Below are 24,155 nucleotides of genomic sequence, written 5' to 3'. Positions count from 1 at the left end.
AGAGCTAGTGGCTTAGTTGACCTGGTTGATGATGGTTTCGGCAACCTCGCGCATGCTGAGGCGGCGGTCCATGGAGGTTTTCTGGATCCAGCGGAACGCTTCCGGCTCCGTCAGGCCCATCTTGGTGGTCAGCAGGCTCTTGGCGCGCTCGACGAGCTTGCGGGTGGCGAACTGCTCCTGCAGGTCTGACACTTCGCTTTCGAGGGCCTTGATTTCCTCGTGGCGGGAGAGCGCGATTTCCAGGGCAGGGATGAGGTCTGCCGGGGTGAAGGGCTTGACCACGTAGGCCATCGCGCCAGCGTCACGGGCGCGCTCCACGAGTTCCTTCTGGCTGAAAGCAGTCAACAGCACTACGGGGGCGATACGGGCCTTGACGATCTTCTCCGCCGCGGTGATGCCATCCATGATGGGCATCTTGACGTCCATCAGAACGAGATCCGGCTTGAGTTCCTCGGCCAGCTGCACGGCCTTCTCGCCGTTGTCGGCTTCGCCCACCACGTCATAGCCTTCGCCGCGCAGGATCTCGATGATGTCGAGTCGAATGAGGGTTTCATCCTCGGCCACAATGACGCGGCGCGCCGGCTGGGACGTGGGTTTTGACTCCGTTTGTTCAGTCACGGGATCTCCTTGGAAATGTACGGCGAGGACATCACCATCTTAGATGCGCCCTCGGCCGTACTTTGATCTGCATGGTCTATTGCGGCGTCAGCGGCGCGATTCTGGAATTCAGCCTATCTGCATGTAGAGTAATTCCGCGTACGTGAAGCGATCGCGTTGCTCACAATCAGCTGTGGGCGTACCGGTTTGCACAACGTATTCCGCGCCCGAGTGGCGGAATTGGCAGACGCGCCGCACTCAAAATGCGGTATCGAAAGGTGTGTGGGTTCGAGTCCCACCTCGGGCACAGTGTTACCGCAGGTCAGGGCCGGTGGGCCTCTGAGTGTGCACAAGCTGTTTACTTACGGGCCCCTTCGGGGGCCTTGTTTGTTGGGGCCGTTGCTGTGGCCGCGCCCCTTCCTTACGGACGAGGTCTTGGCTTGTTCCTTCTCCATGGCATTCTCGGGTCCAAGCGACATGACGTGACTCAAGCAGCAAGTTCACGAGCCAACGCAACTTGAACGCCTCCATGACGTCATTCGTTTCCGTTGTGCATCGGGAGGTGTTTGGGTGAGCCTTGGTACCGCTTTGGTACCGTGGGTGTGGATGTGAATCTGCGCGTTCCCGAAGATCTCGACCGCCGGCGCGATGAGCTTGAACGTTTCCAGGAAAGGCGGGTAACGGTCATGAACATCCTTCTGATCCTCGTAACGGTCCTTGCGGTGCTGTTCCTCTTAGGAGGCGGACTGGTTCATTTTTGAACTTCCTGATCTGGGTTGGCGTGGTGCTGTTGATCCTCGCTGCCGTCGGCTTCTTCATGGGGCGCAGGAGGACCTGAGCACGGTCGGCAGGAGTCTGCGTGCTGCGGGTCGTTCTGTCCTGCAATCGTCTGCGGCCGCATTGATCTGGATCCGCGTGTGAACAGAGGCTTCCGAAAGATCGGCAGGGCTCACGTCCGCTTCGTGCAGATCGGCACCGGTGAGGTCTGCTGACCTTCCCGCTGCGCTGCCCCTTCGCCTGTCGACGCGCTCCTGGCGGCTCCCGGGCGATTCGGCCGTTCCCTCAGGTCAGTGGAGCAGGAGCCGGCCGCGTCGGCGGGAGGCTTACATCCGCGCGACTTTGGCCTTCACCATCAGGTAAAGGCCATAACAGATCAGACCGGCGCCGACGGCGGTCAGCATATAAACTCCGTACGGCTGCTCGCGCAAGGCCTTCAATCCGCCGTCCAAGCCGGTGGACTCCTGAGGGTGGGCGTTAACTGTGGCAATGATGACCAGCAGTCCCACCAGAAACAGTGCGATGCCCTCTGCTACGTAGCCGACCACGCCCAGCCCCGTCACAACGGACCGGCCGGTGCCCGAGGACGGCAGCCGCAGATCCTTCCTGAACGATGCCTTGCATCCGAGGACCACGAATACAATGCCGACGACGGCGACCGCGGCCCCGGTGGCGATCAGCAGGAACGCACCCCCGGGTGCTTTCATGATTGAGACCGTGAAATCGCTGGTGGATTGTCCGCTGTTCTTGCTGTTTCCGCTTGCCGAGGCAGCGAACGTCAGCGCGATGACGGCGAACACCACCGCCTTGCCTGAGGCGGAAAGTTTGTTCCCCACCTTCTTCTTGGCTTCCAGCTGACCGTAGGCGAACACGGCGTTACCGGTTTGCCAGAGCGCCAGCGCCACACAGGCAGCGAATCCGGTCCACAGCAGCAGCAGTCCGCCTGGCTGGCCGGCGAGCTGGGCGACGGCCCCGCCCTGGTCCGCCTCTCCAGCCTTGCCGGAGGCCAACTGGATTGCGACGGACCCGGTCAGAACGTGCAACACGCCGCTGACGGCAAAACCTGCCCTGGCGGCGATCACGAGAGCCCTGGAATTCGATGCGTCCTCCACCGCGTCCGCGGCGTCCTTCAGCTCTTTCTTCATTTTCCGATCCTCAGTGCCAGCGCGAGCAAATGCGGTGGTGTACTACACGCCTATTTTCCCACGGGAACCCGCGCTCAAACAGGCCCGGTCTGAGCCGGCGAAGACGAACTGACCCGGAGCCGGCTCAGGGGCCGCATGCGATCGCGCGTGCAATTCACAACGGCGGACAAGTCGAGCCGGTAGGCCGGCCCGTCGCCGGAACCGTACTCCTCGAGTCCGGCCGCATCGCGCTCTAAAAGCCGGAGCCCGCCAACACTGTTACCCCGGGCGGCGTGGGTGAGCCCAACGCAGATTTGGGCGAGTCCTTGCCAAAGGTTGCGTTCTTCGGCCGGTCCGGCTTTCCAGCGGGCCTCGAGTACCTCATGGGCGGCGAAGGGCCGGCCAGCTTCCACCAGACGCCGGGCCGATACCAAAGTCTGCGCCGGCGGCAGCGGCTCCTCCGAGACCGGTTCGAACGCCAGCGCTTCCGTACGGCAGCGGCCGTCCAAGAGCGTCACGTGGCCGGGCCTGCCGCGGGCGCCTTGAAGCGTCCCGATCCCTGTCGCCGGTCATTGCAGTTTCCACTCGGAGCGTCCGTGGACCTTACTAACCTTCATCCGCCCAATCCTAAGACCCCGGTCCTTCGAACATTCGTCACCGCACTAAGGTCCGCTGCGTGGTCTCGTCGGCGTGTTCATCCACCGGACGCGAGGTGTCGCCACGGTCCATACCCAAAGCCGACTGCGCGGAATATACTTTAGCTCCCACCCCACACTGGGAGAGAAGCGATGATGCGCGGATTTGGCAGACGCAGATTGGGCGGACGCGGAATAGGTCTTATCGGGGTGATCTATCTGGTCATCGGACTGCTGGTTGCTGGAACTCACGGCTACCTCGTGGCCTGGAACATCCCGGGCAATGTTTTGGAAGGTCTGGCTGCCATAATTCTCTGGCCGCTCGTGGCTTTCTTCGCCGTCGATCTGCATGCCCTAATCGCTTGAACCCAACAAGAATCAAGCCGCACGACGACAGGTCGTCCGCAGCTACGCTTCGGTTGAGGCCGCCGCCTGGGGAGGGTGGCTCCAAATGCATCCGACGGACCCATATTCCCGGTTTGCGCATTTGGGTTGGAGTGAGCGAAGGCGGTGGCCCAGCCGAGTGAGTCAGGAAGTCTGCCGGGTGTTTGACGCCCCGCGCCAGCGTCGCTTGGTCGTCCATTGGTCGACACTGTGGTTCGTTCACGGCATAAGAACATGAAGGAGCTGCGGCCGGGATCGAGCGGGCGGTCGGATCTGCGAATCCTGTTTGCCTTTGATCCGGAGCGGCGGGCGATCCTGCTTGTCGCGGGGGACAAGGCGGGCAACTGGAGCAAGTCGTACAAGACGAACATTCCGGTTGCTGATGACCTGTTCGATGATCATCTGAGGATTCTGAAAGGAGGGGCATAGTGGCGAAGTCCATGGAGGAACTACTGGCGAAGCGTCCGGTTGACCGGGCAGCTGTGGATGCCCACAAGAAGCGCATGGTCGATGAGGTCCGGGCCTACCGGCTTCGGGAGCTCCGCGAGGCCTCGGAGTTGACGCAGGTCAAGCTGGCTGGGCGTTTGCATGTCAGCCAGAACAGGGTGTCCCGCATCGAGCACGGTGACATTGATCGTGCTCAGGTAGACACCTTGCGAAAATACTTCGAGGCACTGGGTGGCCGGCTTCGTGTCGAGGTTGAACTAGGCGACGAACGAATCCAGATCGCCTGATATAGCGACTCGGCAGGTCCGCCGCGGCAGACAGTCTCTAAGAACGGGCTATTCGTTGGGTTCGGGCTGGGATTCGAGTGTGGTGGCTGCGTCGAGGGCGTCGTCGACGACGATGAGGTAGTTGTCCCGGCCTGCGGCGAGTGGGATGGAGTGTTCGCCGTATTTGTCGTAGGCGAGGTCGACGGCGTCGGTGGCGTTGGTGATGTTGAGTCGGCGCAGGAGCCGGGCGATGTCGAGGGTGTCCTTGTCGCGTTCGGCGGCTATTTTCATGGCCAGGAGCGTTTCGGTGTCTGCGGCCTGGATGGTGAGTCCGTCGAACTGTTCAAGGTTGACCCAGGTGGCGTTCTCGGGGACGAAGGCTGCGGCGTTGGTGTTGAGCCAGTCGGGGGCGAGGTCGTGGTCGGCGGCCATGTCGGCGACGACGGTATGGATGGTGTGTGGGTCGGTGTAGCTGGCGTCGATGTCGGCTGTGGGGCGGTTGCCGATGCCTTGGAGGATGAGGGCGGCACCGCCGACGAGTTTGACGTCGCCGTGGGCGCCGGCGGCCTGCAGGCGTCGGCCGAGTTCACGGAGTAGTGCGCGGATTTGTGCGGCGGTGAGTTCTCCGCCGGTCATGCGGTGGCCAGGCTGCGTTCGCGGATGAAGACGTTCAAAGCGGCGAGTTCCGGCGGGGTCTCGGTGCGGGTGAGTTCCTTCATGGTTGTTCGGATGGTGCGGTAGGACTCTGCAGGCATCCATGCCGCGTCGAGGGGCTTGATCCGGCGTGTCCAAGATGGCGCGGGTTGGCCGAGGCGGTGTGCGGTGTAGTTGGTGATTCCGGCGAGGGCTGCTGACCAGTGCGGGTCTTTGAGGCGGGGGCTGTGCTGGAGCAGCGGGGTGCCGGCGGTGAGGGATGCGGTGGCGTAGTCGGCGAGCATTTTGATGGCGAACTCAAAGTCCCGTTCGGCGATGAGGCGCGAGAAGGTGGCGGCGTAGTCGCGCCGTGCCGGGTCGAAGTCGCTGCCGTGAGGAAGGGGATCTGTGGCTGCCAGGGACAGGCCAAGGGCGGTCATGACGGCTAGGGTTTTGCCGAGTTCGGCGCGGTCGTGGCCGGCTTCGAGATCGATGAGGAACTTCCGTGACACCCCGGCCCTGTCGGAGAGGGTTTGCTGGGACAGCCCGCGGGCTGTGCGGCGAGCGCGGATGATGGCGCCCGCAGCGGCGGGGGATTCAATTGTGGTTCCCAGTGGCATGGCATCCCTCCTACCGGTTCATTATGTCACCGAATGGTTACAAGTGCATTGTCTCGAGAGATGTCCGGCGGTTTGCTGTCTGCCAGCGCAGACGGATCTGAGCCCTTCCAGATGCTGTCCTGCGTCCTAACTGCGATACTGAGTGGGAGCAGTGCGCAGTTGTAGTTACCCAGCGCTGCGGCAGCAGAGGACATGACATGTCAACGGCGGGCTTGATAGAAGCGGCCAACCCGCCGGCAGACTTCCTGGCGGCCTACTACGCCGAGTTGCCGCCAGAAGACAGGGAACCTTACGAAGCCGGTCGTTTGGAGGCCCGAGCGGCCGCGCATTACTGCGCCGGTCTGGCACGGGTCCCGGGCGCTGGCGCCTGGGCGGGACTAATTCCCGAAACGGACAGTACAGTCCTTGGCGTGGTCACCGATGATGCGCCGTTCATTGTGGATTCCGTGCTGGCCGAGGTAGCGCGGCAGGGCTTGGGTATAGATTTGGTGGTCCACCCGACGTTCACCGTTATCCGGGATTCCAGCGGCCAACTCACAGATATCAGCCCTGCCTCTCTGCAGAAGAACGCTCCGGCTGAATCGTGGGTTTCCGTGGAATTCCGTGAGTCCCTCGGTGCAGAGGCCGTCGAGGCGCTGCTGGCTGGGATCCGGCGGGTAATCGCCGATGTTGGCATCGCCGTGTCGGACTGGCAGGCGATGCGCCGGAAGGCGCTGGAGGCTGAAGCCCTGCCTGATGTCCCTGCCGAGCGCCCCGGACACGGCATTGAAATAGCCCGAAGTCTCCTGCGGTGGCTGGCCAGCAATAACTTCGTCTTCATTGGATACAAGACCTACAGGATCCGCGAGGAAGCGTCAGAGGAGTATCTCCAGGCAGTGGAGGGAACCGGGCTGGGGATACTCAGGCACGGCGATGCCAAGCCGCGTCGGCTTTCACCAACCGCGACGAAGGCCCTTCGTGTACCGCCTCCTTTCCTCGTGACCAAGGCGAATTCGAAGTCCACGGTTCATTGGGACGACCACCTGGACTACATCGGTATCAAGACATTTGACGCCGAGGGCGAAGTCACTGGCGAGCACCGGTTCCTTGGCCTGTTCACCTCCAGCGTCTACAACGGCCCAGTGGATGACATGCCGGTAGTCTCGGACAAGGTCCGGACCGTTTTTGCCAACAGCGGGTTGGCAAAAGCCAGTTATTCCGGCCGGCACCTGATAACTATTCTGGAAAGCTACCCGCGAGATGAGCTCTTCCAGACCGGCGTCGATGACCTGTCCCAGAAGGCCCTGCAAATCACGCGCATGCAGGAGCGCAGGCGCTCCCGCGTGTTCCTGCGGGCGGTTCATCACGGCACTGGTCTATCTGCCGCGGGACCGCTACAACACCTCAGTGCGCATCCGGATCGAAAATGAGCTGCGCCAGGCGTTCGGCGCCCTCGACGTCGACCACGAGGCGCGGGTGACGTCGTCGGCGTTGGCCCGAATCTTCTTTACCGTGTGGCTCCCCGGGGACGCAACACCATCTGTTACCGAGGGAGACCTTGAACGCAGGGTGAGCCGCGCGGTGCGGTCCTGGCCCGAAGGAATCCTCGATGTCCTCCGGGAGACCCATCCGGGCCTGGACGCCGAAGACCTCTCCAAACGGTGGGGTAATGCGTTTCCAGCCGAGTACAGGGTCAAATACAGTGTTGAGGACGCGCGGGCGGACATCGCGCGACTTGAACAGCTTGACGACGGCATGGGCTCCGCGGCGCGGCTGTACATGGACTCTCGGACGCCCGGTCCTCCCGAGGGGCACGGGCGGCTGCGCCTCTACCTCCGCGAGCCGCAAAGTCTGACGCACATCCTGCCCTACTTGGAGCACCTCGGACTGGAGGTCCTCGAGGAACGTCCCTATGAAATTGTTGACTCGCAGTCCCGGACGTTCTTCCTGTACGACCTCTCGGTGCGCTATCCGGCGGACTTTGTCGGCCCGGAAGCCCAGACAGTGCTGCCCTCACGGGGCGGGCCGAATCGGACATACTGGACGGCCTCGTCCTTCGCCAGGGATTTCCGTGGCGCGTTGTGTCGCTCCTTCGCAGCTACGCCAAGTACTGGCGCCAACTGGGGACGTCGTATTCCTTCGAGTTCGTGGCCTCGACACTTCAGGCGTACCCGGTGGCGACAAAGGCGCTCGTGTCGCTGTTCTCTGTCAAATTCGACCCGGATATAGACCTCCCCGACCGTGGCAGAGGGGTGCGTCTGGCCGATGATCCGGTCTCGGATGCAATTTCAGGCGTGGCAACGCTGGACGACGCTGCCTTTGTGCTGGAAACGTTCGCCTCCCTGATCCGGGCCACCGTGCGAACAAACTTCTACCAGGCCAAACCCCACATCAGCACCAAGTTTGATCCCTCCGGGATCGACGTTCTCCCCACCCCCCGACCCGCGCACGAAGTGTGGGTGTACTCTCCGCGGCTCGAAGGGGTCCACTTGCGCTTCGGCAGGACCGCCCGTGGCGGGCTCCGCTGGTCCGATAGGCAGGAAGACTTCCGCACCGAAGTCCTAGGGCTGGTCAAGGCACAGGCCATCAAGAACGCCGTGATCGTTCCGGACGGCGCCAAGGGGGGCTTCTACGCCAAGCTCGCCACAGGTATGGCTGACAGGACGGCGCGACTGGAAGAGGGCCAGGAGTGCTACCGGACCTTTATCCGGGGCCTGCTCGACGTCACGTATAACATCCGCTTCGAGGACGGGGGCGAGGTCACCGTTGCGCCGGAACGCGTGGTCCGTTACGACGACGACGACGACGCGTACCTCGTGGTGGCTGCAGACAAGGGCACTGCCACCTTCTCGGACATCGCAAACGACGTCGCCGGAAGTTACGGCTACTGGCTCAGTGACGCCTTTGCGTCTGGAGGCTCAGTGGGCTACGACCACAAACGGATGGGCATCACTGCCCGAGGTGCGTGGGAGTCCGTAAAGATCCATTTCAGTGAACTTGGCATCGACCCGCAGACCTCAGGCTTCACGGCGGTCGGCATCGGAGACATGAGCGGGGACGTGTTCGGCAACGGGATGCTGCTGTCGCGGCACATCCGGCTGGTCGGAGCCTTCGACCATCGCCACATCTTCCTGGATCCGCAGCCCGACTCCGCGGCATCCTTTTGCGAACGGGAACGCCTGTTCCGCCTCCCGCGATCCAGCTGGGATGACTATGACCGTACCCTGATCAGTGCCGGAGGAGGCGTCTGGCCGCGGGATGCACGCCGCCTGAACTTGGCGAAACCTGTGCCTCAACTGCTCCTATGGGTCCTGCGAATACGTCTCAGGAGTAGGGTTGCCCTAGTCGACGAAGGGGTCAACATGAGCTACAAATATCGAACCGTCCGCGTTCGCGGTACCGGGCTGGTTGGAACAATCGCCCGGAAGCATGGAAGCGGACCTGACACCTACGAAACGTCCAAGGATCCGAGCACATCAGTGGTTCCAGTGTTCTTCGAGGCAACTGGCGAGATTCGTTTTTTCGACAGGTCGATGCTTGAGGACGTCGTGGCGCCTGTCAGTTAGCAGCGAAAGTAAAGCAACGGGCATGGGTGCGGAAGCCTATCCGCAGTTGGGGATTAAGCCAGAGCCGGCACGTAGGGCAGGCATTCCCGAAAGTCTCGTGGGCCGCCAGGTATTGCAGGCTCCAAACCCCAACAGGCGTGTGCCGTTTGGCTGAGTAGCGGTTTGGACCGTTCCGACTGGCTCGTGCTCACAGGGGCAAACCGGAAGCGTGCTGCTGCGGAACCGGCTGGTCAGGACTCGATGAAATCATTGAATTTGCGCAGCCCGGGGTTAGGCACCCGTCCCCGTCTGTAAAGCTAAACAGGCGCCAAGCGGACCAACGGGCTTCCCGCCGCAGCTGGTGGCGATCAAAGCTGCAGTAGGACCACCATGTGACAGGTCATGGGTATCCCCGTTGGTGTCAGCGTTTGGTCTGCGCCCGCGGCGACAGTGACGGCCATCCCTCCGCCGGGGCCAATGCTTAATGGTGATTACGTTCCACGTCTGTTCTCCCTCATCCGTCCAACCCTGGCCGGCCGGATTCCGCTGCCGGGCAGAGACCCCGTCTGTTCATCCTTCTTAAGGGACCGTCAGCAAACGGCAGACGGACCATGCTTGCGTATGTATGGTAAAGCTGCCGCACAGCGTAAGACCCGCCGCTGGCGCCGCTGGTCTTACGCTGCAAGGGTGTGCTTAGGGGTGAATCTTTTCGGGGACAGTGAAGACCACGACGCCGCCCACGACCGCAAAGATCGCGAACATGTAGAAGTTCACCTGCCAGCCGAAAGCCAGTCTGGCTACGGCACCCCTGATGATCGGGCCGCAGATGGCGCCGCCACCGCCGACGTCGACCGCGACCGCAGCGCCGACCCGGTGGCCGGCTGCACGGTCACCGTGCGGCGGTGGTTCCGGAAGTTGCGAGGTCGATGCCACGGGTCTCCGGTAGTCCGAAGGTGGCGAAGAGGCTAACCAGGCTCACGCCGGCCAGAAGCAGCCCGATGGCGGGACTTCCCAGACTGGCGCCGAGCGATGCCGCCACCAGCGGTGTGACGCCCCCGCCGACCAGCGCCCCGAGGTTGTAGGCCATTCCGGCACCTGTGTAGCGGTAGCGGGTGGCGAAGAGCTCCGGCAGGAATGCGCCCACCGGACCGTAGATGCCGGCGACGATCAGCAGCGTGCCGGACAGCCCGACTGCAAACGACCAGGTGGTGCCGATGTCGAGGATCGGGAAGAGCAGGAGCGACCAGGGGACCGCCACGACGCACGAGCCAACGATCACCGCTCGGCGGCCGACCCGGTCGGAGAGCATTGCACTGCCAATAGTTCCTGCTGCGAAGAACATCGCGCCGACGATTCCCAGCGAGAGGATGGTGGGCCGGCTGTGGCCAAGGCCCTCGGCACTTGTGCCATAGCTGCTGAGAAAGGCTGTGCCGATGTAGAAGAAGGCGAAGAGCATCATGGTGGAGGCGCCGCCCAAGAGGATCTGGCGTGGCTGGTTTCGCACCGACTCCCACACGGGCAGCTTGCGGGGTCCAGCCGGGACGGCGCTCGAGTCGCTGGCCTCCTTGAAGACTGGAGTCTCTTCGATCTTGAGGCGGATGTAGAGACCGATCATAACGAGCACGGCACTTCCGATGAACGGAATGCGCCACCCGTACGTGAGGTATGCCGCCGACTTGTCGCCAAGTGACAGATTGATGACGAGGAAGGTTGCGCTCGCGAGGGCGAAGCCGATCGACGGGCCCAGTTGGGGGAAGGCTGCGAAGAGGCCCCGGTGTTTAGGCGGGGCGTACTCGGCGGCCATCAGTGCCGCGCCGGCCCATTCGCCGCCGACAGCGAATCCCTGAAGAAAGCGGAGAACAACGAGGATGATCGGCGCGGCGATCCCGATTACGCTTGCGTCGGGCAGCAGCCCGATGGTGACGGTCGCGATGCCCATGATCAGCAATGTGCTGACGAGCGTTTTCTTGCGCCCCAGCCTGTCACCGAAGTGGCCGAACAGGACAGCACCGAGTGGGCGCGAGACGAAGGCCACGGCAAAGGTTCCGAATGAGGCGAGAGTGCCGGCGGCCGGGCCGAGCGCCGGGAAGAAGACCTGCGGGAAGACGAGGGCCGCAGCCGTACCGTAGATGAGGAAGTCGTAGAACTCGATGATGCTGCCCATCGAGCTGGCGACGGCAACCCTGGCCATCGAGGTGGGGCGAGGACCGGACCGGTTCGCAACCGGTGCGAGGCTTTCGAGCATGCGATATCTCCTTTGACATCGGTCGTCGAGACGAGGTTTGTTTCGACGCGAAGATGTCATCGTGCCAGCGCCGCGCGTTCGCCACCACCTCCCGATGGAGGTGTTTTCGCGCCACCGGTCAGGGCAAAAGGCGGAGCCTGCGCGCGGCCACTACGGCCTCCGCACGGCTGTGCGTGTCCAGTTTCGCCATGATCGACTGCATGTAGCTCTTAACGGTGACTGCTTTGAGCGAGAGCCGTTTGCCGGTTTCCGCATAGGAACAGCCGAGCGCCACTTGGGCGAGCACATCCGTCTCCCGCCGGGTGAGGTGCGGGGCGCCGGCCGGCGCCGCGTCGGAGCCCTCGAGCCGTGCGGTCACGGCGAGGATGCGCTGGGCGAGTTCGGGATCAGTCGTGGTGCTGGCGACCGAAAGGAGCTCGGCATGCGCGAGCCGGACGGTCTCGATGAGGTTCCGGTCCGGTGGCTCCGCGGCCAGGCTTTGGACGACCCGGAGAATCGAGACCCGATGGTCCACCTCGTCCCGTATGGCCAGTTCCCGGGAGATCCTCGAGGCGCCGGCGCTGAGTTCGGTCACCACGCGCTCGCCGATCGATGTGCGCTCCCGCGTTGCCGCGTAGAGGATGCACCGGGCACGGCCGTCTACGAGGATGGGGAGTGCCACCATGGTCCGCAGCCCCTCGATGCGTACGGCGTCGTCATGATGGTGAGTGATGCTGTCGGAGTCAAAGTAATCGGCTACCCCGACCGTACGCGCCTGGGAGAGTGCCCGCCCGCCCACCCCCNCTCCAGGCTGCACGCTGAGGTTCTTCAGTCCGTGAGTCGTCGTCCCGAAGAACTCGGTGATGGTGAGCTCGGTGCGGTTCACGAGGCCTGCGAAGAACACCGCTGAGCCCGTCCGGGCTGCGGTTTCCCGGATCGCCCGCTTCAGCAGGTCGCGGTCGCTCGGCCGGTACACGTCGTTGTCATGCCCTGTCATAGGGCCCTTCTCCGGTTGGACTCAGCAGTTGGACTGAGCAGTTGGATGGAGCAGGCTAGACGGAGCGGCCGTCGAGCTTGTCCTGGATGCGCCGCGCCAGCTCAGCAGTGGGTGTCGAGCGGGGAAATACGGCCACAACCAGGTCGTCCCCGGCCGGGACGGATGCGGGGTCGCCCTTCGGCAGTACCCCGAACATACGGCGCACCGCCAACAGTTCGTGTTCCAGGTTCTGGAGGGAACCGCCGGAGGAGTCCAGCATCATTTCGCGCAGCACATAGTTATGGGTTGAGGTGACAGCAGCGGCGAACCGGATTGCATCAAGCGTCGATATGCCCGGCAGTGACTGGCGAAGGTAGTCAGAGAAAAGCCGTTCATAGCGGGAGACCATGATCGTTTCCCGGTCCCGCAGCGCGGGCACCGCCTGCACCACGTGGTAGCGCTTTTGGGACAGCTTCCGGCGTTCGGAAAATTTCACGAAGACCAGCTCTGCGGCCTGGCACACAGCCTCCCACGGATCGGGATGGCTGGCTGCCAGGTAGACCGTCAGCTCAGCGAGCAGGGCTTCGTGGTCCGCAAAGATCACGTCTTCCTTGGCGCGGAACTGACGGAAGAAGGTGCTGCGGGAGATTCCGGCAGCGAGGGCGATATCATCCACGCTGGTCGGGTCGTAGCCGTTGTCGGTGAACAACTCCAGCGCGGCCTCGGCCACGTCGGAACGGAAATTAGCCACTGATGCCATCCCGGTACAGTAGCAGCGCGTCACCCTGTCCGCCGCCGCCACAAAGCGCGACGGCGGATTTGCCGCTCCCGCGCCGCATCAGCTCATGGACGGCCGAGACCACCAGCCGCGCTCCGGAAGCGCCGATCGGATGTCCGATGGCGATGGCACCGCCGTTGACGTTCACCTTGTCCAAACCGAGGCCCAGGGCCGCTGCGGAGTGCGCCACCACCGAGGCGAAGGCCTCGTTGATCTCCACGAAGTCAAGGTCCCCGGCCGTCCAGCCGGCGCGGGCCAAGGCCGCGGTGATTGCCTGCGCAGGCTTGTCCGGCAGTGTTGTGTCCGGCCCGGCGATCTGCCCGGCGGGCCCGACGACGGCCAGCACCTCGAGCCCGTGGGCATTGGCGTACGCCCGGGTCACCAGCACCACGGCGGCGGCGCCATCGCTCAGCGGCGAAGCGTTCCCGGCGGTGACTGTTCCCTCCGCGGTGAAGGCCGGCTTCAGCCCGGCCAGCACCTCCTGCGTGGATTGCGGGCGTACGCCCTCGTCATCGCTTACCAGCACGGGCCCGCCGCGCTTCTGCGGCACCGAAACAGGGACGATTTCGGCGCTGAATCTTCCCTCGGCCCGGGCCGCGGCCGCCCGCTGGTGGGACAGCGCCGCGATAGTGTCCTGCACCTCGCGGGAGAGCTGAAGGTCCGCGTTGGCGCGGTCCGTGGCAATGCCCATGAGCTCCTGGTCAAAGGCATCCGTGAGCCCATCATGGCCGGCCGAGTCCACGGCCGTGATGCCGCCGTAGAGGTAGCCTGCGCGCGATCCGGTGAGCAGGTGCGGGGCCTGGCTCATGGATTCCTGGCCGCCGGCCACCACCACATCCGCCTCGCCCAGTTTGAGCAGCCTGACGCCCTGGATGATGGCGCTCAGCCCGGAGAGGCAGACCTTGTTGACGGTCACGGCGGGGGCGCTAAGCGGTATTCCTGCCGCGACAGCGCTTTGGCGCGCGGGGTTCTGGCCGGCGCCGGCCGTCAGGACCTGGCCCACGATGACCGCATCGACGGCGGCCGGCCCAACCCCGGATTGTTCCAGGGCCGCGGCGATGGCCACGGCGCCAAGCTGTACGGCGCTCTGTGATGCCAACTGGCCCATCAGTTGTCCCTGAGGGGTGCGGGCCGCGCCCACAACAACTATGTCCTGGCTGCTCATTTGGTGGGTTCCTTGCTGAGGGCGGGGGCGCTGAGGTCCAGGGCGCGTAGCCGCGACTTCAGGACTTTGCCGGTTGAGTTGTGGGGGAGCTCTTCGGGGAAAAGGATCCTGTCCGGAACCTTGAATCCTGAGAGCAGACCCTTGACGTGCGAGCGGATCTCCTCGGCCGTGACCAGGCTGGAGCTGCTGCGGATGACAAAGGCCACCGGGCGTTCGCCCCATTTCTCGTGCGCGACGCCGATCACGGCCACGTTCAGCACAGCCGGGTGGCTCATGATGGCTTGCTCCACCTCGATAGTGGAGATGTTTTCTCCGCCGGAGATGATGATGTCCTTGGCCCGGTCCTTGAGCTGGATGTAGCCGTCGGGATGCATCACGCCGAGGTCGCCGGTATGGAACCAGCCGCCGCGGAAGGCGTCGGCCGTGGCCTCGGGATCCTTGAAGTAACCGAGCATCACGTTGTTGCCACGCAGCACGATTTCGCCAAGCGTTGCGCCGTCGGCCGGGACATCGAGCATGTCCAAGTCCACGATGCGCGCCGTCTCGGCCTGCAGCATCCCCACCCCCTGGCGCGAGATCTTGACGGCTCTGTCCTGGGTGGAAAGATCATCCCACTCGGTTTGATGCTCACATATCGTGTACGGGCCGTACACCTCGGTCAACCCATAAACGTGGACCACGCTGATCCCGATTGACTCCAGTGACGTGATGATCGCGGGCGACGGCGGCGCTCCCGCCGTCGTGATCCGCAGCGGCACCTTCAGCTCGTGGGCCTGGGGTGCGCCGGCAATAATGCTGCACACCGTGGGGGCGCCGCAGAGGTTGGTGACTCCAAGAGTATCGATGGCGTCCCAGACGGCGTCGGCGCGTACTGCCCGCAGGCAGATGTGGACGCCGGCGGCCGCCGTCACGGCCCACGTGGTGCACCAGCCGTTGCAGTGGAACATCGGAAGGGTCCATAGGTAGCGCGTGTCGCCGGTGAAGTGATTGTGGAAGGTTTCCCCGAGCGAGTTCAGGTAGGCACCGCGATGCGAATACAGCACGCCCTTGGGCTTGCCCGTGGTGCCGGAGGTGTAGTTCAGCGTGATGGGGGCGCGTTCGTCCTCTACGCTCCACGGAAGATCTGCGTCCTGGTGTCCGGACGCGGCGAGGAAGTCTGCGTACTGCGTTGTGCCCATGCCTGCCGGGACCTCCGGATACGGGATGGTGCTGTCAGGCACTTCGATCACCTCAGCCAGCTGTGTCTGGCCCAGGTCCATTCCCGCCACGGTGGCCAGCAGTTCCGAATCGGCAAACAGCAGCCTGGCTTCGGAATGTTCCAGGATGTACTGGAGTTCCCGGGCGGACATCCGCGAGTTCAGGGCCACCAGAACGCCGCCGGCCAGGGGGACGGCGTAATGGGCAATCAGGAGCTCCGGCACATTAGGACACAGGAAGGCCACCCGGTCGCCGGGCTGGATCTTGCTCTTGATCGCTTTGGCCAGCCCCTGGGCTTCGGTGGCGAAGTCCCGGTATGTATAGGAGCGGTCACCGTGGATGATCGCCGTCTTCTGTCCGAACACCTCGGCGGAGCGCTGCAGGAACCGAAGGGGGCTCAGCGGGGTTTCATTGGGAAGCTCAATTGTGGTCATGGCGAATCCTTAGGCGAAGGCGCTTTGTCCGGTGACATCGCGGCCGATCAATAGGGTCTGAATGCTTTGCGTGCCTTCGTAGGTATGGATGGATTCGATGTCGAGAAGGTGCCGGATCACGTGGTTTTCCAGCAGGATGCCATTGCCGCCCAACATGTCGCGGGCAATGGATGCCAGCTCGCGGGCCTTGCGTGTGTTGTGGTACTTCGCCATCGAGGCCTGCGTGGGGCGCATCTCGCCGACCGCATCAAGCCCCGCGAGGTGGAAACAGTGCAGCTGCATGCTGGTCAGCTCCGCGAGCATGTACGCCAGGCGCTCCTGGACAAGTTGGAACTTTGCCAGCGGCTTGCCGAACTGTGTCCGTTGCGTGGCATAGTTCAACGCGGCTTCGTAGACGGCGGTGGCGTGGCCGAGGGCGGACCAGGCCACCCCCAGGCGCGTGGCAACCAGGACTTCGGACGTGTCCTTGAAAGTGCGGGCACCGGGGAGAAGACTGGCCTTTGGAATGCGGACGTTGTTGAGCTTGATCCTGGCCTGGTGTATTGCGCGCAGCGAGGCCTTTCCGGTGATGGTTTCGGCCTCGTAACCCTCCCGGTTCTGTTCCACCAGGAAACCGCGGACGTCGCCGTCGTCATCGCGTGCCCAGACCACCGTGACATCGCCGACGGAGCCGTTGCCGATCCACTTCTTCTCGCCATTGAGGACGTAGTCCTCCCCGTCGAGCGAGGCGGTGGTTTCCAATGCCACGGAATCGGAGCCGTGGTCCGGTTCCGTCAGGGCGAAGGCGCCGAGCTTTTCGCCGCGGGCCAGCGGACCGAGCCACTTCCTGCGCTGGGCGTCGGAGCCAAAAAGGGCAATCGTCCGCAGTACCAGGCCGCCCTGGACTGCGATCACCGTGCCCAGGGAACCGTCCCCGCGGGAGACCTCCATGTTGACCAGGCCGGCGGCCAGCGCGGACATGGGCTCCAGGCCCTGTACGTCAATGCCATCGGCCAGCAGGTTCATGGTGCCCATCCGCTTCGCCAGGTGGGCGGGGAACTCGGCCCGTTCCCAGTAGTCGTTCATCTGCGGGAGGGCCTCCACGGTGAAATCCCGTGCACGCCTCCACGCTTCGCGGTCGGGTGCAGAAATGTTGGCGAAGACGGAGTAGTAGTCCGTGTCCAGCGGTTCAGCGACGTCATAGTCGGGCATGGGCTTACATCCTTTTATTGGGAGGAATTGAAGAATGGCGCCGAGGTGGCGGCGCTTGTTTGAGGCGGGCAGCGCGGCCCTGGCTATCCGGCGACGCCGGACCCGGGGTGGAAATCCCTACCCCACACACGCCGGGAGGCGCCGCTTTGGTCTAGCAGAGGGGTAAGGCCTCCTTGATGTTGGGGGAAGTTGGCGCCGAGCAGCATGCACAAATCCACTTCCGCGGGACCGACCACCACCTTTTCGGCGAGCATCAGGCCCACCTCCTCGGCCAGGGCCTCAAGTATCCCTGCCCTGATGGCCGCCGCGTCCGGTGCCGACACTGAGCCTCCGGATTCGGCAACGGGCAGCAGGGCGGCCGCCTCGGGAAGCACCGTGCCGGTCTTAGCGAGGTAGCCGCGCAGCCGGGCATCCGCAATGGCTGCCAGGCTGCTGCTGACATAAAACCGGTCAGGGTAGGCGGCGTGCATGCTCTCGCAGATGTGCAGCTGGACGGCGGGTCCGATGAAACCCAGCAGCGTCAGCGGGGTCATGGGTAGCCCGAGCGGGTCCAGGGCATGGTCCGCCACCTCGATATCCGTCCCGTCATCAATGACCCGCAGCAGTTCGCAGAACAGCCGGGTCAGGATCCGGTTCACCACAAAGCCCGGCGTGTCCGTTACCAGGACCGCAGTCTTGCCCAGAAGCCGGGCAAGCGAACAAGCGGTGGCGACGCTGACGTCGTCGTTGTTTTCAGTGCTGATGATTTCCACGAGCGGCAGCACAGCCACCGGGTTGAAGAAGTGCAGTCCCACCAGGCGTTCCGGGTGTGCCAGGCCGTGGCCCATCGCCGTCACGGAAAGGGACGACGTGTTCGTCAGCAGCAGCGCATCAGTGCGCAGCAGGGGCTCGATCTCCGCGAAGACGGCGCGTTTGACGGCCAACTCCTCGAACACCGCCTCGATGACCACATCGCAGTCCCGGTACTCGCGCTTATCCACGGTGCCGCGGACAAGACTTCCCAAGTCGCGGGCCGCCGTTTCGCTGAGCTGCCCACGGCTCACCAGCTTCTCCAAGTGCCCGGCGATCCAGCCAAGCGCGCCATCCACCTTTGCCTGGGAAAGATCCGTGATCAGGACCGGAACGCCGAGCTGTTTGGCAAAAACAAGGGCAAGCTGGCTCGCCATAAGCCCGGCCCCGATTACGCCAACGCTTCGGACGGGGCGCGGATCGGCGCTGGGTGCGCCCGCCGGACGCTGCCGTTGAGTGTCCAGTAGGGCCGCGGCATACGCCTGCGCCGATTTTCCGGGCGACTCGCAGGCGTCGACGGCAGCGCCCGTGAGTGAGGCAGTTTCTACGACATTGTCAGGAACCATGTCACCGTTCTACAGTGAAACTAAGTGTCAAGTCAACTGATACTCAGTTTCATAGAAGGTGATGGTGGCTTTGGAACGGCTGGGTTGGCGCGATGATCTCCGGGATAGTTCCTTTTTCTGTGCGCCTCAATTCGGCTGATGTCGCAGTAGGGCGAGACCTTCGCCGTTACGGGCTGGTATGTCAGCTACTCCAACCGGAAACTGGACCCCATCGCCCTGAAATCCGCCACGAAATCGAAAGCCACGAGTTCGACCAATCCGGCAACCGAGTGGACGGAGCGGCGAAATGAGAGGGACCCGGTTCCTGTGAGAAGCCGTGTCTTACGGCTTGAGAGGCGGAATCCCGGCTTTTGCAGGGGTCTGCCCTTTCGCCTTGGAGCCCTTCCATAGATGATGGGAGCGGTGGCTGCTTTCGGCATGCAGCACCAAGACGGGGCAGTCCGCGTGGGCAACACACGCAGAGCTCACGGAGCCGAGGTGCATGCCAAGGAAACCCCCATGGCCCCGGCGTCCAACCACCAGCAATGAAGCGCCGGCCGCCACTTCCACGAGCTTCGCCGCAGCTGGTCCGCGGACCAGGTTCGAGGTCAGTCTTTCCGGAGTCTCCTCACCGAACGCCTTTTCCAAGGCGTCCGCAAGAGTCTTCGCCGCAGCCGCTTCAAACCGGGCGAAATCGGGTGGGACATATCCGGCGTAAATCTCCGGAAAATCCCAACAGGCAATAGCGACAATGGTGGCGTTCAGGGCCGGCGCCAGCTGTGCCCCCAGACGGAGCGCCTGGATGGACGATTCCGAACCGTCCACACCGACAAGAACCTTGGCTTCCGCATCCATGATCATTCTCCTTCGAAGGTGAATCCCCTGGGTAGTCTGCAGCTCCCAATAGCGGTAGCTGTGTGCCGAGCATATGCGCACCCGCAGGCGAACGGAACTGCCTACAGATGTTTCTCGGGTCTGTCCGGGAATCCGATGCTATTTAGGTCCAATCACCGAAGTAGCCGCATGGGCTAAAGCAGTGTCCACGGGTCCGTCCAAACCGAGTAACCACTCGCCTTATCGACAAATTCGCGGGAGCAAGAGCCTTGAGCTGCTATCCAGAGACCGGATGAGTCGGGCATGACATCTTCGACCAAGCCCCGGCGGTGAAGGTCATTGTCGAGATGAACGTCCACCACCCTTCCGGCCAGGGATTCCCATTCATCCGTGCCGCGCATCCTTGGGATTGCAACGCGTCCGTTAATCATTCTGTGTACGTCCTAAGTAGGGACGGGGGGGACTATCTCATTAACGGTGTATCCGGCGTTTTCATTTAGTAGCTTTCGGCGGCCGGGAATCGGTCGCTGAAAGTGATGGCGAAGGCGTTCAAAGCGGGCTTCCAACGCACGGCCCATCGGGTCCTGCCGGCACCGGTCGGATCGAGGGATCGGGTGACCAGAAAGAGGCACTTTAGCGCAGCCTGCTACGTGGGGAATGACCCCGCGCCTTCACGGCGCGCCGGTACCTGGCGTTGAGGGATTCGATCGCGTTGGTCGAGCAGATCACGCGCCGGATTTCCACGTCATAGTCCAGGAACGGGATGAATTCCTCCCACGCGTTCTCCCACAGCCGCACGATCGCCCCGTATTTCCTGCCCCAGCGCTCCGTGAGCTCCTCGAAAGCCGCTCTGGCCGCCGCAGCGTTCACAGCGGTGTAGATGGGCTTCACATCGCGTTTGAGCGCGTCCCAGTCCTTCTTCGAGGCCAGCCGGAAGGTATTCCGGATCAGGAGAATAATGCAGGTCTGAACGGTTGTCAGCGGCCAGACGTTGGTGACGACTTCGGGCAGGCCTTTGAGTCCGTCGCAGACCAGGAAAAAGGTGTCTTTAACGCCGCGGTTCTTGATGTCGGTGAGCACGCTCATCCAGAACTTCGCGCCCTCCCCGTCGGTCCCGGCCCACAGCCCCAGGATGTCCTTCTCCCCGTCCAGGGTCACGCCGATTGCGGCGTAGACGGGCCGGTTGGCGACCTGCCCGTCGCGGATCTTGACGACGATGGCGTCGATGAAGATCGCCGCGTAGACCTCATCCAGCGGCCGGTTCTGCCACGCGGCCATCTCCTCGAGCACCCGGTCGGTGATCCGGGAGACCGTCTCCTTCGACACCGACGCACCGTAGATCTCGGCGAAGTGCGCGCTGATTTCTCCCGTGGTCAGGCCCTTGGCGTAGAGCGAGAGGACCATCTCATCGACCCCGGTCAGGCGGCGCTGGCGCTTCTTGACGATGACCGGCTCGAACGTGCCTTCCCGGTCCCGCGGCACGTCCACCTGCACGGGGCCGGTGGTCTCCGTCAACACCGTTTCGGGCGCACCCCGTTGCGGGAGTTCCCGGTCTGTTTACCGGCCGTATCGTGCTTTTCATATCCGAGATGCTCGGTCATTTCCTCATCGAGCGCAGTCTCGATCACGGTCTTGGTCAGCTGCTTGAGCAGACCATCGGGACCGGTCAGGGACAGGCCCTGCTCCTTCGCCATCCTGACCAGCTCGCGGGCAGCGTCAGCCTCGGATATTTCTGTCTTCTTCTCAGCGGTTTTCGTACTCGGCACAGCCTCAAGTGTCGCGGCCATAGCGGGCTCCTCCCCGCCAGGCTTACCGCCCGGCATGTCGAGCCGGATACACCGTTAATTCCCCAGTCCCTGGCTTGGGACACCTTATGGTGACGGTTGGCCAGCAGGGTTTCGTAGCCCAGGTTAGCTCGGGTAGCTCCACCGACAGCGCGTTCGGCAACCCAACAACTGCCGCTTCCATCGGCCAGCTCATTGGTCCGCCCGCCGTGACCCTCGTGGCGTCGCTGGGTGTCGCGGCCGGGGACCATCCGGATACTTCCCTGGGGCTGATGGTCTGTCTCAGATTCAGCGCGCTGGCCACGCCAGCGTATTTCTCCTTGGGGCGCACGGACGCCGGACTGCGCAATGGCAGGCATAGAACAGCCGCTGGGCCCGTCAGCCTCGCTAAGTCCTCAAGGCGCCAGGGCGGTGCCGTTCCCTGGTGGTCAGCGGCTGCGTCGTGGTAGCGGTGGACCTGATGTATGCGTTCATCCCGGTCTGGGCCGCCGAACAAACGTCAGTGGCGCAGTCGTAGGGACGCTCCTCGTCCTCCGGGTCCACGTTGTAGCGAGCAGGGTGGGCCTTACCCGACTGGTCGCACTGCCGTTTGTGGGGCCCTGCGGTGAGATCGCGGTGATGATCGGACTGAGCATCGGTCTCGGCATACCCCAGCCACTCACCATGACTTGGGTAGTTTTCGCTGGCGGCATCACCCAGCCACAGCGCCGTTCTGGGGCTGAGGATGACGGTCAACCGGCTGGCGCAGATCACCCTACCCATCGCCGTCGGCTCCGCTGTTGCCCTCTTGGCGTGCTGGGGAATTTTTGAGGCGACGCCGTGCTGCTCCTGGGGGCTCTCGCGGAAGTCGCAGGGTCAACCTCCGGCACCGCCGCTCCGCCAGAAACTTAAAAGGTTGGACGCCTCGCTTCCTCCCGCAATAGGTCGGTCTTGAGGACATCCCATGCTCTCCCTCCGCGCTCTCAACCGCGGGGGCGCCTCAACGTATCAGGTGCACCGAACCTAATTCCAGAATTGAGACGGCTTCTTAGCGGATGTCGTCTTCGCCCGCGACAGGTTCGAAACTGCCCTCGAAAAATCGATGGCCAGGGAAGTCACCCGGGCAGCCATCACCATGGAAGTCCAGCACACCTGACGTTCTGCTCGACACATCTCCAACCCATCCTCGGGGCACAGCCGTCCCGCCGCAGCTCAGTATTACAGGTTTGACGGCCTGGTCGTCATGGCAATCCTGCCGTCACGAAGCGGTAACAGCGCGGCGGCCGAGATGACCACGAGGAAAGCAGTTATCAGGAAGTCGAGTTGAAGTTCGCTGATGAAGTCGGGCTGAATGCTGGTTGTGGCGCCGTGGACCGCCACTCCGATGGCACCGCCGAGTTGCCGTGCGGTATTGAGCACGCCAGCCGCTGTTCCGGCACGGTCGGCCGGTACGTGATCCAGAATGAGAGCCGTGAGTGGGGGCCCAGTGAAGGAGCCACCGCCGCCAACAGGAACCATTAGGAGTGCCGCAGCGATGGTCGGTGCGTCTTGTGGAAGGAGGCTAATGGCCACAAGTCCCGCGGCAACGAGACCCTGGCCTCCGATCATGGTCGGCAGCTTCCCGAATCGTTCCAGGGCTCGAACGACTGTGGACTTGAGCATGACGACAAGCACGGTAATCGGCAGGAAAATGCAGCCCGGCGGCCAAAAGATCCATGCCGTGCTGCTGGTGGAAATTGTGAGTCTGGAGGAAACGACACCGCAGAAAGCAGCCATATTCACGAGCGCAGTGCTGAGTCCCAAGGCAACGGTAGAGGATCCGAACAGTTGCCGGGGGATCATGGGGTGCCGGCCGCGAACCTGTGCGGCGATGAAAACTGCCGTACTCATAGCCGCCAGGGCAAATCCAACTAGAACTTGAACATCCCGATGGCCGGGTTCAGCTCCCTCGATGATTCCAAACCTTGATCCGCCAGTACCGAACATTGCCGCGATCTGCCCGTACCGACGTACCTGATGCCACCTGTGACCAGAAATTTCATGTACATCCTCATTGAGCGAAGACTACCCCGACGTTCCGGCGGCTCAGGACAGCCGGGAACGTCGGGGCAGTCATTCCCATTGCTACATGGCGATGATTTTAAGCAGCAGTGCGTGCTCCGGGTTGAGTACGGGCATGGGCAGGCCCACTTCGGCGAGGAAACTCCCGCGGGCTACTGCGCCGTCCGCTAGCCAGGTGGGGGGTTGGACCTGGGTGAAGGTGTGGGCGTAGTCTGCATCTGCCGGGGCTGGGAAGATGGCTTCTACCCGGTAGTCCCGGTCCGGTTCCAGGCCGGGGATGGTGATCCGTCCCGGCTGTTCTGCGAAGGCGGTGCGTGTGCTGACGAGGGCGAACAGGGCCGCGGTCGTTCCCTGCGTGGCACTACTGGGGGCCACCACACCGTGCAGCATCAGGGAATCGTCGGACATGTCCGCGCGGACCATGCGCCCGGAGTGGATCAGGGCGCGGTGTTCCTTGTAGAGGCCGATGAAGCGTTTGAGTTCCTCGCGCTCGGCGCCCTGGACGCTGCGGACGTCCCATTCCATGCCGAAGTGGCCGAACAGGGCGGTGATGGCGCGGAAGGACAAGTCGTGCGTGCGGGCCGTGGTGTGCGAGGTGGTGGGGCCGATGTGTCCGCCCACCAGCTCAGGCGGAACCACGACGCCGGTCCAGCGCTGGATGGTCTGGCGTTCGAGGGCATCGTTGCAGTCCGAGGCCCAGATGCGGTCGGTGCGTTCGAGGATGCCGAGGTCCACGCGGGCGCCGCCGGAGGAGCAGCTCTCGATTTCGACGCCGGGGTGCGCCTTGCGGAGTTCGTCGAAGAGGCGGTAGGCGGCAAGGGTTTGTTCGTGGACGGAGGAGCGGCCGCCGTGGCCGTGTTCGAGCAGGTCCCGGTTCTGGTCCCATTTGAGGTAGCTGATGTTGTTCTCGCGCAGCAGGGCGTCGACACGGTCGTAGATGTACTGCCATGCGTCCGGGTTCACGAGGTCGATCACATGCTGGTTCCGCCATTCAAGTGGCAGGCGGCCGCCGTCCTTGTAGCTGTGGACGGACGGACCAACGATCCATTCGGGGTGTGCGCGGACAATATCGGAGTCCAGGTTGACCATTTCGGGTTCCACCCAGAGCCCGAATTCCATTCCGCGCGAGGTTACGGCGTCGATCAGGGGCGTGAGGCCGTCGGGCCAGAGGGTTTCGTCGACGTACCAGTC

Annotated in this window: 22 protein-coding genes, 1 tRNA gene and 5 pseudogenes; 10 read left to right on the top strand and 18 right to left on the bottom strand. The window is 63.5% G+C overall.

The genetic code is table 11. From position 1 onward, the window contains the following. Positions 1-12 precede the first annotated feature (12 nt). Positions 13-618 (bottom strand): ANTAR domain-containing response regulator, encoded by a 606-nt coding sequence (locus tag DAD99_RS00300; RefSeq protein WP_056345656.1) that lies wholly within the window; start codon positions 616-618, stop codon positions 13-15. 204 nt (positions 619-822) lie between these two features. Between DAD99_RS00300 and DAD99_RS00295 the strand changes: the two genes are divergently transcribed. Together DAD99_RS00295 and DAD99_RS00290 are read left to right on the top strand one after the other, a co-directional pair. Continuing rightward, a tRNA-Leu gene (locus DAD99_RS00295) sits at positions 823-904 on the top strand. Positions 905-1,205: 301 nt separating this feature from the next. Continuing rightward, positions 1,206-1,358 carry a hypothetical protein gene (locus tag DAD99_RS00290; RefSeq protein WP_193339879.1) on the top strand — a complete coding sequence of 51 codons (153 nt, stop codon included), beginning with the start codon at positions 1,206-1,208 and terminating at the stop codon, positions 1,356-1,358. A gap of 342 nt (positions 1,359-1,700) precedes the next feature. Here the strand turns inward: DAD99_RS00290 and DAD99_RS00285 are convergent, their stop codons facing one another. Together DAD99_RS00285 and DAD99_RS00280 are read right to left on the bottom strand one after the other, a co-directional pair. Next, the gene (locus DAD99_RS00285) at positions 1,701-2,519 is read right to left on the bottom strand and encodes a DUF1206 domain-containing protein (protein ID WP_193339868.1); all 819 of its coding nucleotides are present in this window, start codon (positions 2,517-2,519) and stop codon (positions 1,701-1,703) included. 74 nt (positions 2,520-2,593) lie between these two features. Continuing rightward, on the bottom strand, positions 2,594-3,016 hold the full coding sequence (locus DAD99_RS00280; protein ID WP_309233162.1) for a DUF309 domain-containing protein: 423 nt from the start codon (positions 3,014-3,016) through the stop codon (positions 2,594-2,596). Between the two features lie 327 nt (positions 3,017-3,343). Between DAD99_RS00280 and DAD99_RS00275 the strand changes: the two genes are divergently transcribed. From DAD99_RS00275 to DAD99_RS00265, 3 genes and pseudogenes are all read left to right on the top strand, one after another. Next, complete coding sequence (locus DAD99_RS00275) at positions 3,344-3,499, top strand: hypothetical protein (protein WP_193339867.1); 156 nt, start codon at positions 3,344-3,346, stop codon at positions 3,497-3,499. A gap of 213 nt (positions 3,500-3,712) precedes the next feature. After that, positions 3,713-3,946 (top strand): annotated as a pseudogene (locus DAD99_RS00270) (type II toxin-antitoxin system RelE/ParE family toxin); the annotation flags it as partial. Continuing rightward, positions 3,946-4,251 carry a helix-turn-helix transcriptional regulator gene (locus DAD99_RS00265; RefSeq protein WP_309233161.1) on the top strand — a complete coding sequence of 102 codons (306 nt, stop codon included), beginning with the start codon at positions 3,946-3,948 and terminating at the stop codon, positions 4,249-4,251. The pseudogene DAD99_RS00270 and the gene DAD99_RS00265, both read left to right, overlap by 1 nt. Before the next feature lie 48 nt (positions 4,252-4,299). Here DAD99_RS00265 and DAD99_RS21435 read toward each other — a convergent pair whose 3' ends face one another. Together DAD99_RS21435 and DAD99_RS00255 are read right to left on the bottom strand one after the other, a co-directional pair. Further along, entirely contained in the window at positions 4,300-4,866 is a 567-nt protein-coding gene (locus DAD99_RS21435; protein WP_227007451.1) for a DUF6036 family nucleotidyltransferase, read from the bottom strand. Beyond that, positions 4,863-5,483, bottom strand: coding sequence for a helix-turn-helix domain-containing protein (locus tag DAD99_RS00255; RefSeq protein ID WP_193339865.1), 621 nt, complete (start codon positions 5,481-5,483; stop codon positions 4,863-4,865). Before DAD99_RS00255 ends, DAD99_RS21435 begins: the two co-directional genes overlap by 4 nt. A gap of 197 nt (positions 5,484-5,680) precedes the next feature. Here DAD99_RS00255 and DAD99_RS00250 point away from each other — a divergent pair, with 197 nt between their 5' ends. The 4 genes and pseudogenes from DAD99_RS00250 to DAD99_RS00245 all read left to right on the top strand — a co-directional run bounded on the left by DAD99_RS00250 (position 5,681) and on the right by DAD99_RS00245 (position 9,028). After that, entirely contained in the window at positions 5,681-6,892 is a 1,212-nt protein-coding gene (locus DAD99_RS00250) for an NAD-glutamate dehydrogenase domain-containing protein (protein WP_193339864.1), read from the top strand. Beyond that, positions 6,870-7,379 (top strand): annotated as a pseudogene (locus tag DAD99_RS21995) (NAD-glutamate dehydrogenase); the annotation flags it as partial. The gene DAD99_RS00250 and the pseudogene DAD99_RS21995, both read left to right, overlap by 23 nt. Positions 7,380-7,543: 164 nt before the next feature. Then, positions 7,544-7,624, top strand: a pseudogene (locus DAD99_RS22235) (hypothetical protein); the annotation flags it as partial. A gap of 30 nt (positions 7,625-7,654) precedes the next feature. Next, a complete protein-coding gene (locus DAD99_RS00245; RefSeq protein WP_375372166.1) occupies positions 7,655-9,028 on the top strand; it encodes an NAD-glutamate dehydrogenase domain-containing protein in 1,374 nt (457 codons plus the stop codon). Positions 9,029-9,700: 672 nt separating this feature from the next. Here DAD99_RS00245 and DAD99_RS00240 read toward each other — a convergent pair. From DAD99_RS00240 to DAD99_RS00205, 8 genes are all read right to left on the bottom strand, one after another. Further along, complete coding sequence (locus tag DAD99_RS00240) at positions 9,701-9,940, bottom strand: hypothetical protein (protein ID WP_193339863.1); 240 nt, start codon at positions 9,938-9,940, stop codon at positions 9,701-9,703. Then, entirely contained in the window at positions 9,897-11,252 is a 1,356-nt protein-coding gene (locus DAD99_RS00235; RefSeq protein ID WP_193339862.1) for an MFS transporter, read from the bottom strand. The genes DAD99_RS00240 and DAD99_RS00235 overlap by 44 nt, the downstream gene beginning before the upstream one ends. Before the next feature lie 118 nt (positions 11,253-11,370). Further along, positions 11,371-12,228, bottom strand: a complete 858-nt coding sequence (locus DAD99_RS00230; protein ID WP_193339861.1) for a LuxR C-terminal-related transcriptional regulator — start codon at positions 12,226-12,228, stop codon at positions 11,371-11,373. 55 nt (positions 12,229-12,283) lie between these two features. Beyond that, positions 12,284-12,967 carry a TetR/AcrR family transcriptional regulator gene (locus DAD99_RS00225; protein WP_193339860.1) on the bottom strand — a complete coding sequence of 228 codons (684 nt, stop codon included), beginning with the start codon at positions 12,965-12,967 and terminating at the stop codon, positions 12,284-12,286. Further along, positions 12,951-14,150: an acetyl-CoA C-acetyltransferase gene (locus DAD99_RS00220; RefSeq protein WP_193339859.1), complete on the bottom strand. Its 1,200-nt coding sequence runs from the start codon at positions 14,148-14,150 to the stop codon at positions 12,951-12,953. Before DAD99_RS00220 ends, DAD99_RS00225 begins: the two co-directional genes overlap by 17 nt. Beyond that, positions 14,147-15,781 (bottom strand): AMP-binding protein, encoded by a 1,635-nt coding sequence (locus tag DAD99_RS00215; protein ID WP_193339858.1) that lies wholly within the window; start codon positions 15,779-15,781, stop codon positions 14,147-14,149. Before DAD99_RS00215 ends, DAD99_RS00220 begins: the two co-directional genes overlap by 4 nt. Before the next feature lie 9 nt (positions 15,782-15,790). Continuing rightward, positions 15,791-16,972: an acyl-CoA dehydrogenase family protein gene (locus tag DAD99_RS00210; RefSeq protein WP_193339857.1), complete on the bottom strand. Its 1,182-nt coding sequence runs from the start codon at positions 16,970-16,972 to the stop codon at positions 15,791-15,793. A gap of 83 nt (positions 16,973-17,055) precedes the next feature. Continuing rightward, positions 17,056-18,327: a 3-hydroxyacyl-CoA dehydrogenase family protein gene (locus DAD99_RS00205; RefSeq protein WP_193339856.1), complete on the bottom strand. Its 1,272-nt coding sequence runs from the start codon at positions 18,325-18,327 to the stop codon at positions 17,056-17,058. Positions 18,328-18,483: 156 nt separating this feature from the next. Here DAD99_RS00205 and DAD99_RS21430 point away from each other — a divergent pair. After that, positions 18,484-18,617: pseudogene (locus DAD99_RS21430) on the top strand (DUF485 domain-containing protein); the annotation flags it as partial. Positions 18,618-18,648: 31 nt separating this feature from the next. Here DAD99_RS21430 and DAD99_RS00200 read toward each other — a convergent pair. The 5 genes and pseudogenes from DAD99_RS00200 to DAD99_RS00180 form a co-directional block, all read right to left on the bottom strand. Further along, positions 18,649-19,161, bottom strand: coding sequence for a universal stress protein (locus DAD99_RS00200; RefSeq protein ID WP_193339855.1), 513 nt, complete (start codon positions 19,159-19,161; stop codon positions 18,649-18,651). 475 nt (positions 19,162-19,636) lie between these two features. Beyond that, positions 19,637-20,927 (bottom strand): annotated as a pseudogene (locus tag DAD99_RS00195) (IS256 family transposase). A 384-nt stretch (positions 20,928-21,311) separates the two neighbouring features. After that, positions 21,312-21,686 (bottom strand): hypothetical protein, encoded by a 375-nt coding sequence (locus DAD99_RS00190; protein ID WP_193339854.1) that lies wholly within the window; start codon positions 21,684-21,686, stop codon positions 21,312-21,314. 435 nt (positions 21,687-22,121) lie between these two features. Further along, on the bottom strand, positions 22,122-22,793 hold the full coding sequence (locus tag DAD99_RS00185; RefSeq protein WP_193339853.1) for an MFS transporter: 672 nt from the start codon (positions 22,791-22,793) through the stop codon (positions 22,122-22,124). Between the two features lie 234 nt (positions 22,794-23,027). Continuing rightward, a partial coding sequence (locus DAD99_RS00180) for an alpha-galactosidase (RefSeq protein ID WP_193339852.1) occupies positions 23,028-24,155 on the bottom strand: 1,128 nt, incomplete at its 5' end.

This window comes from Pseudarthrobacter sp. AB1 (assembly GCF_014926485.1).
Lineage (GTDB): Bacteria > Actinomycetota > Actinomycetes > Actinomycetales > Micrococcaceae > Arthrobacter.
Note: the sequence above shows the minus strand (reverse complement) of the source record. Positions and strands in the feature narration are given on the sequence as shown.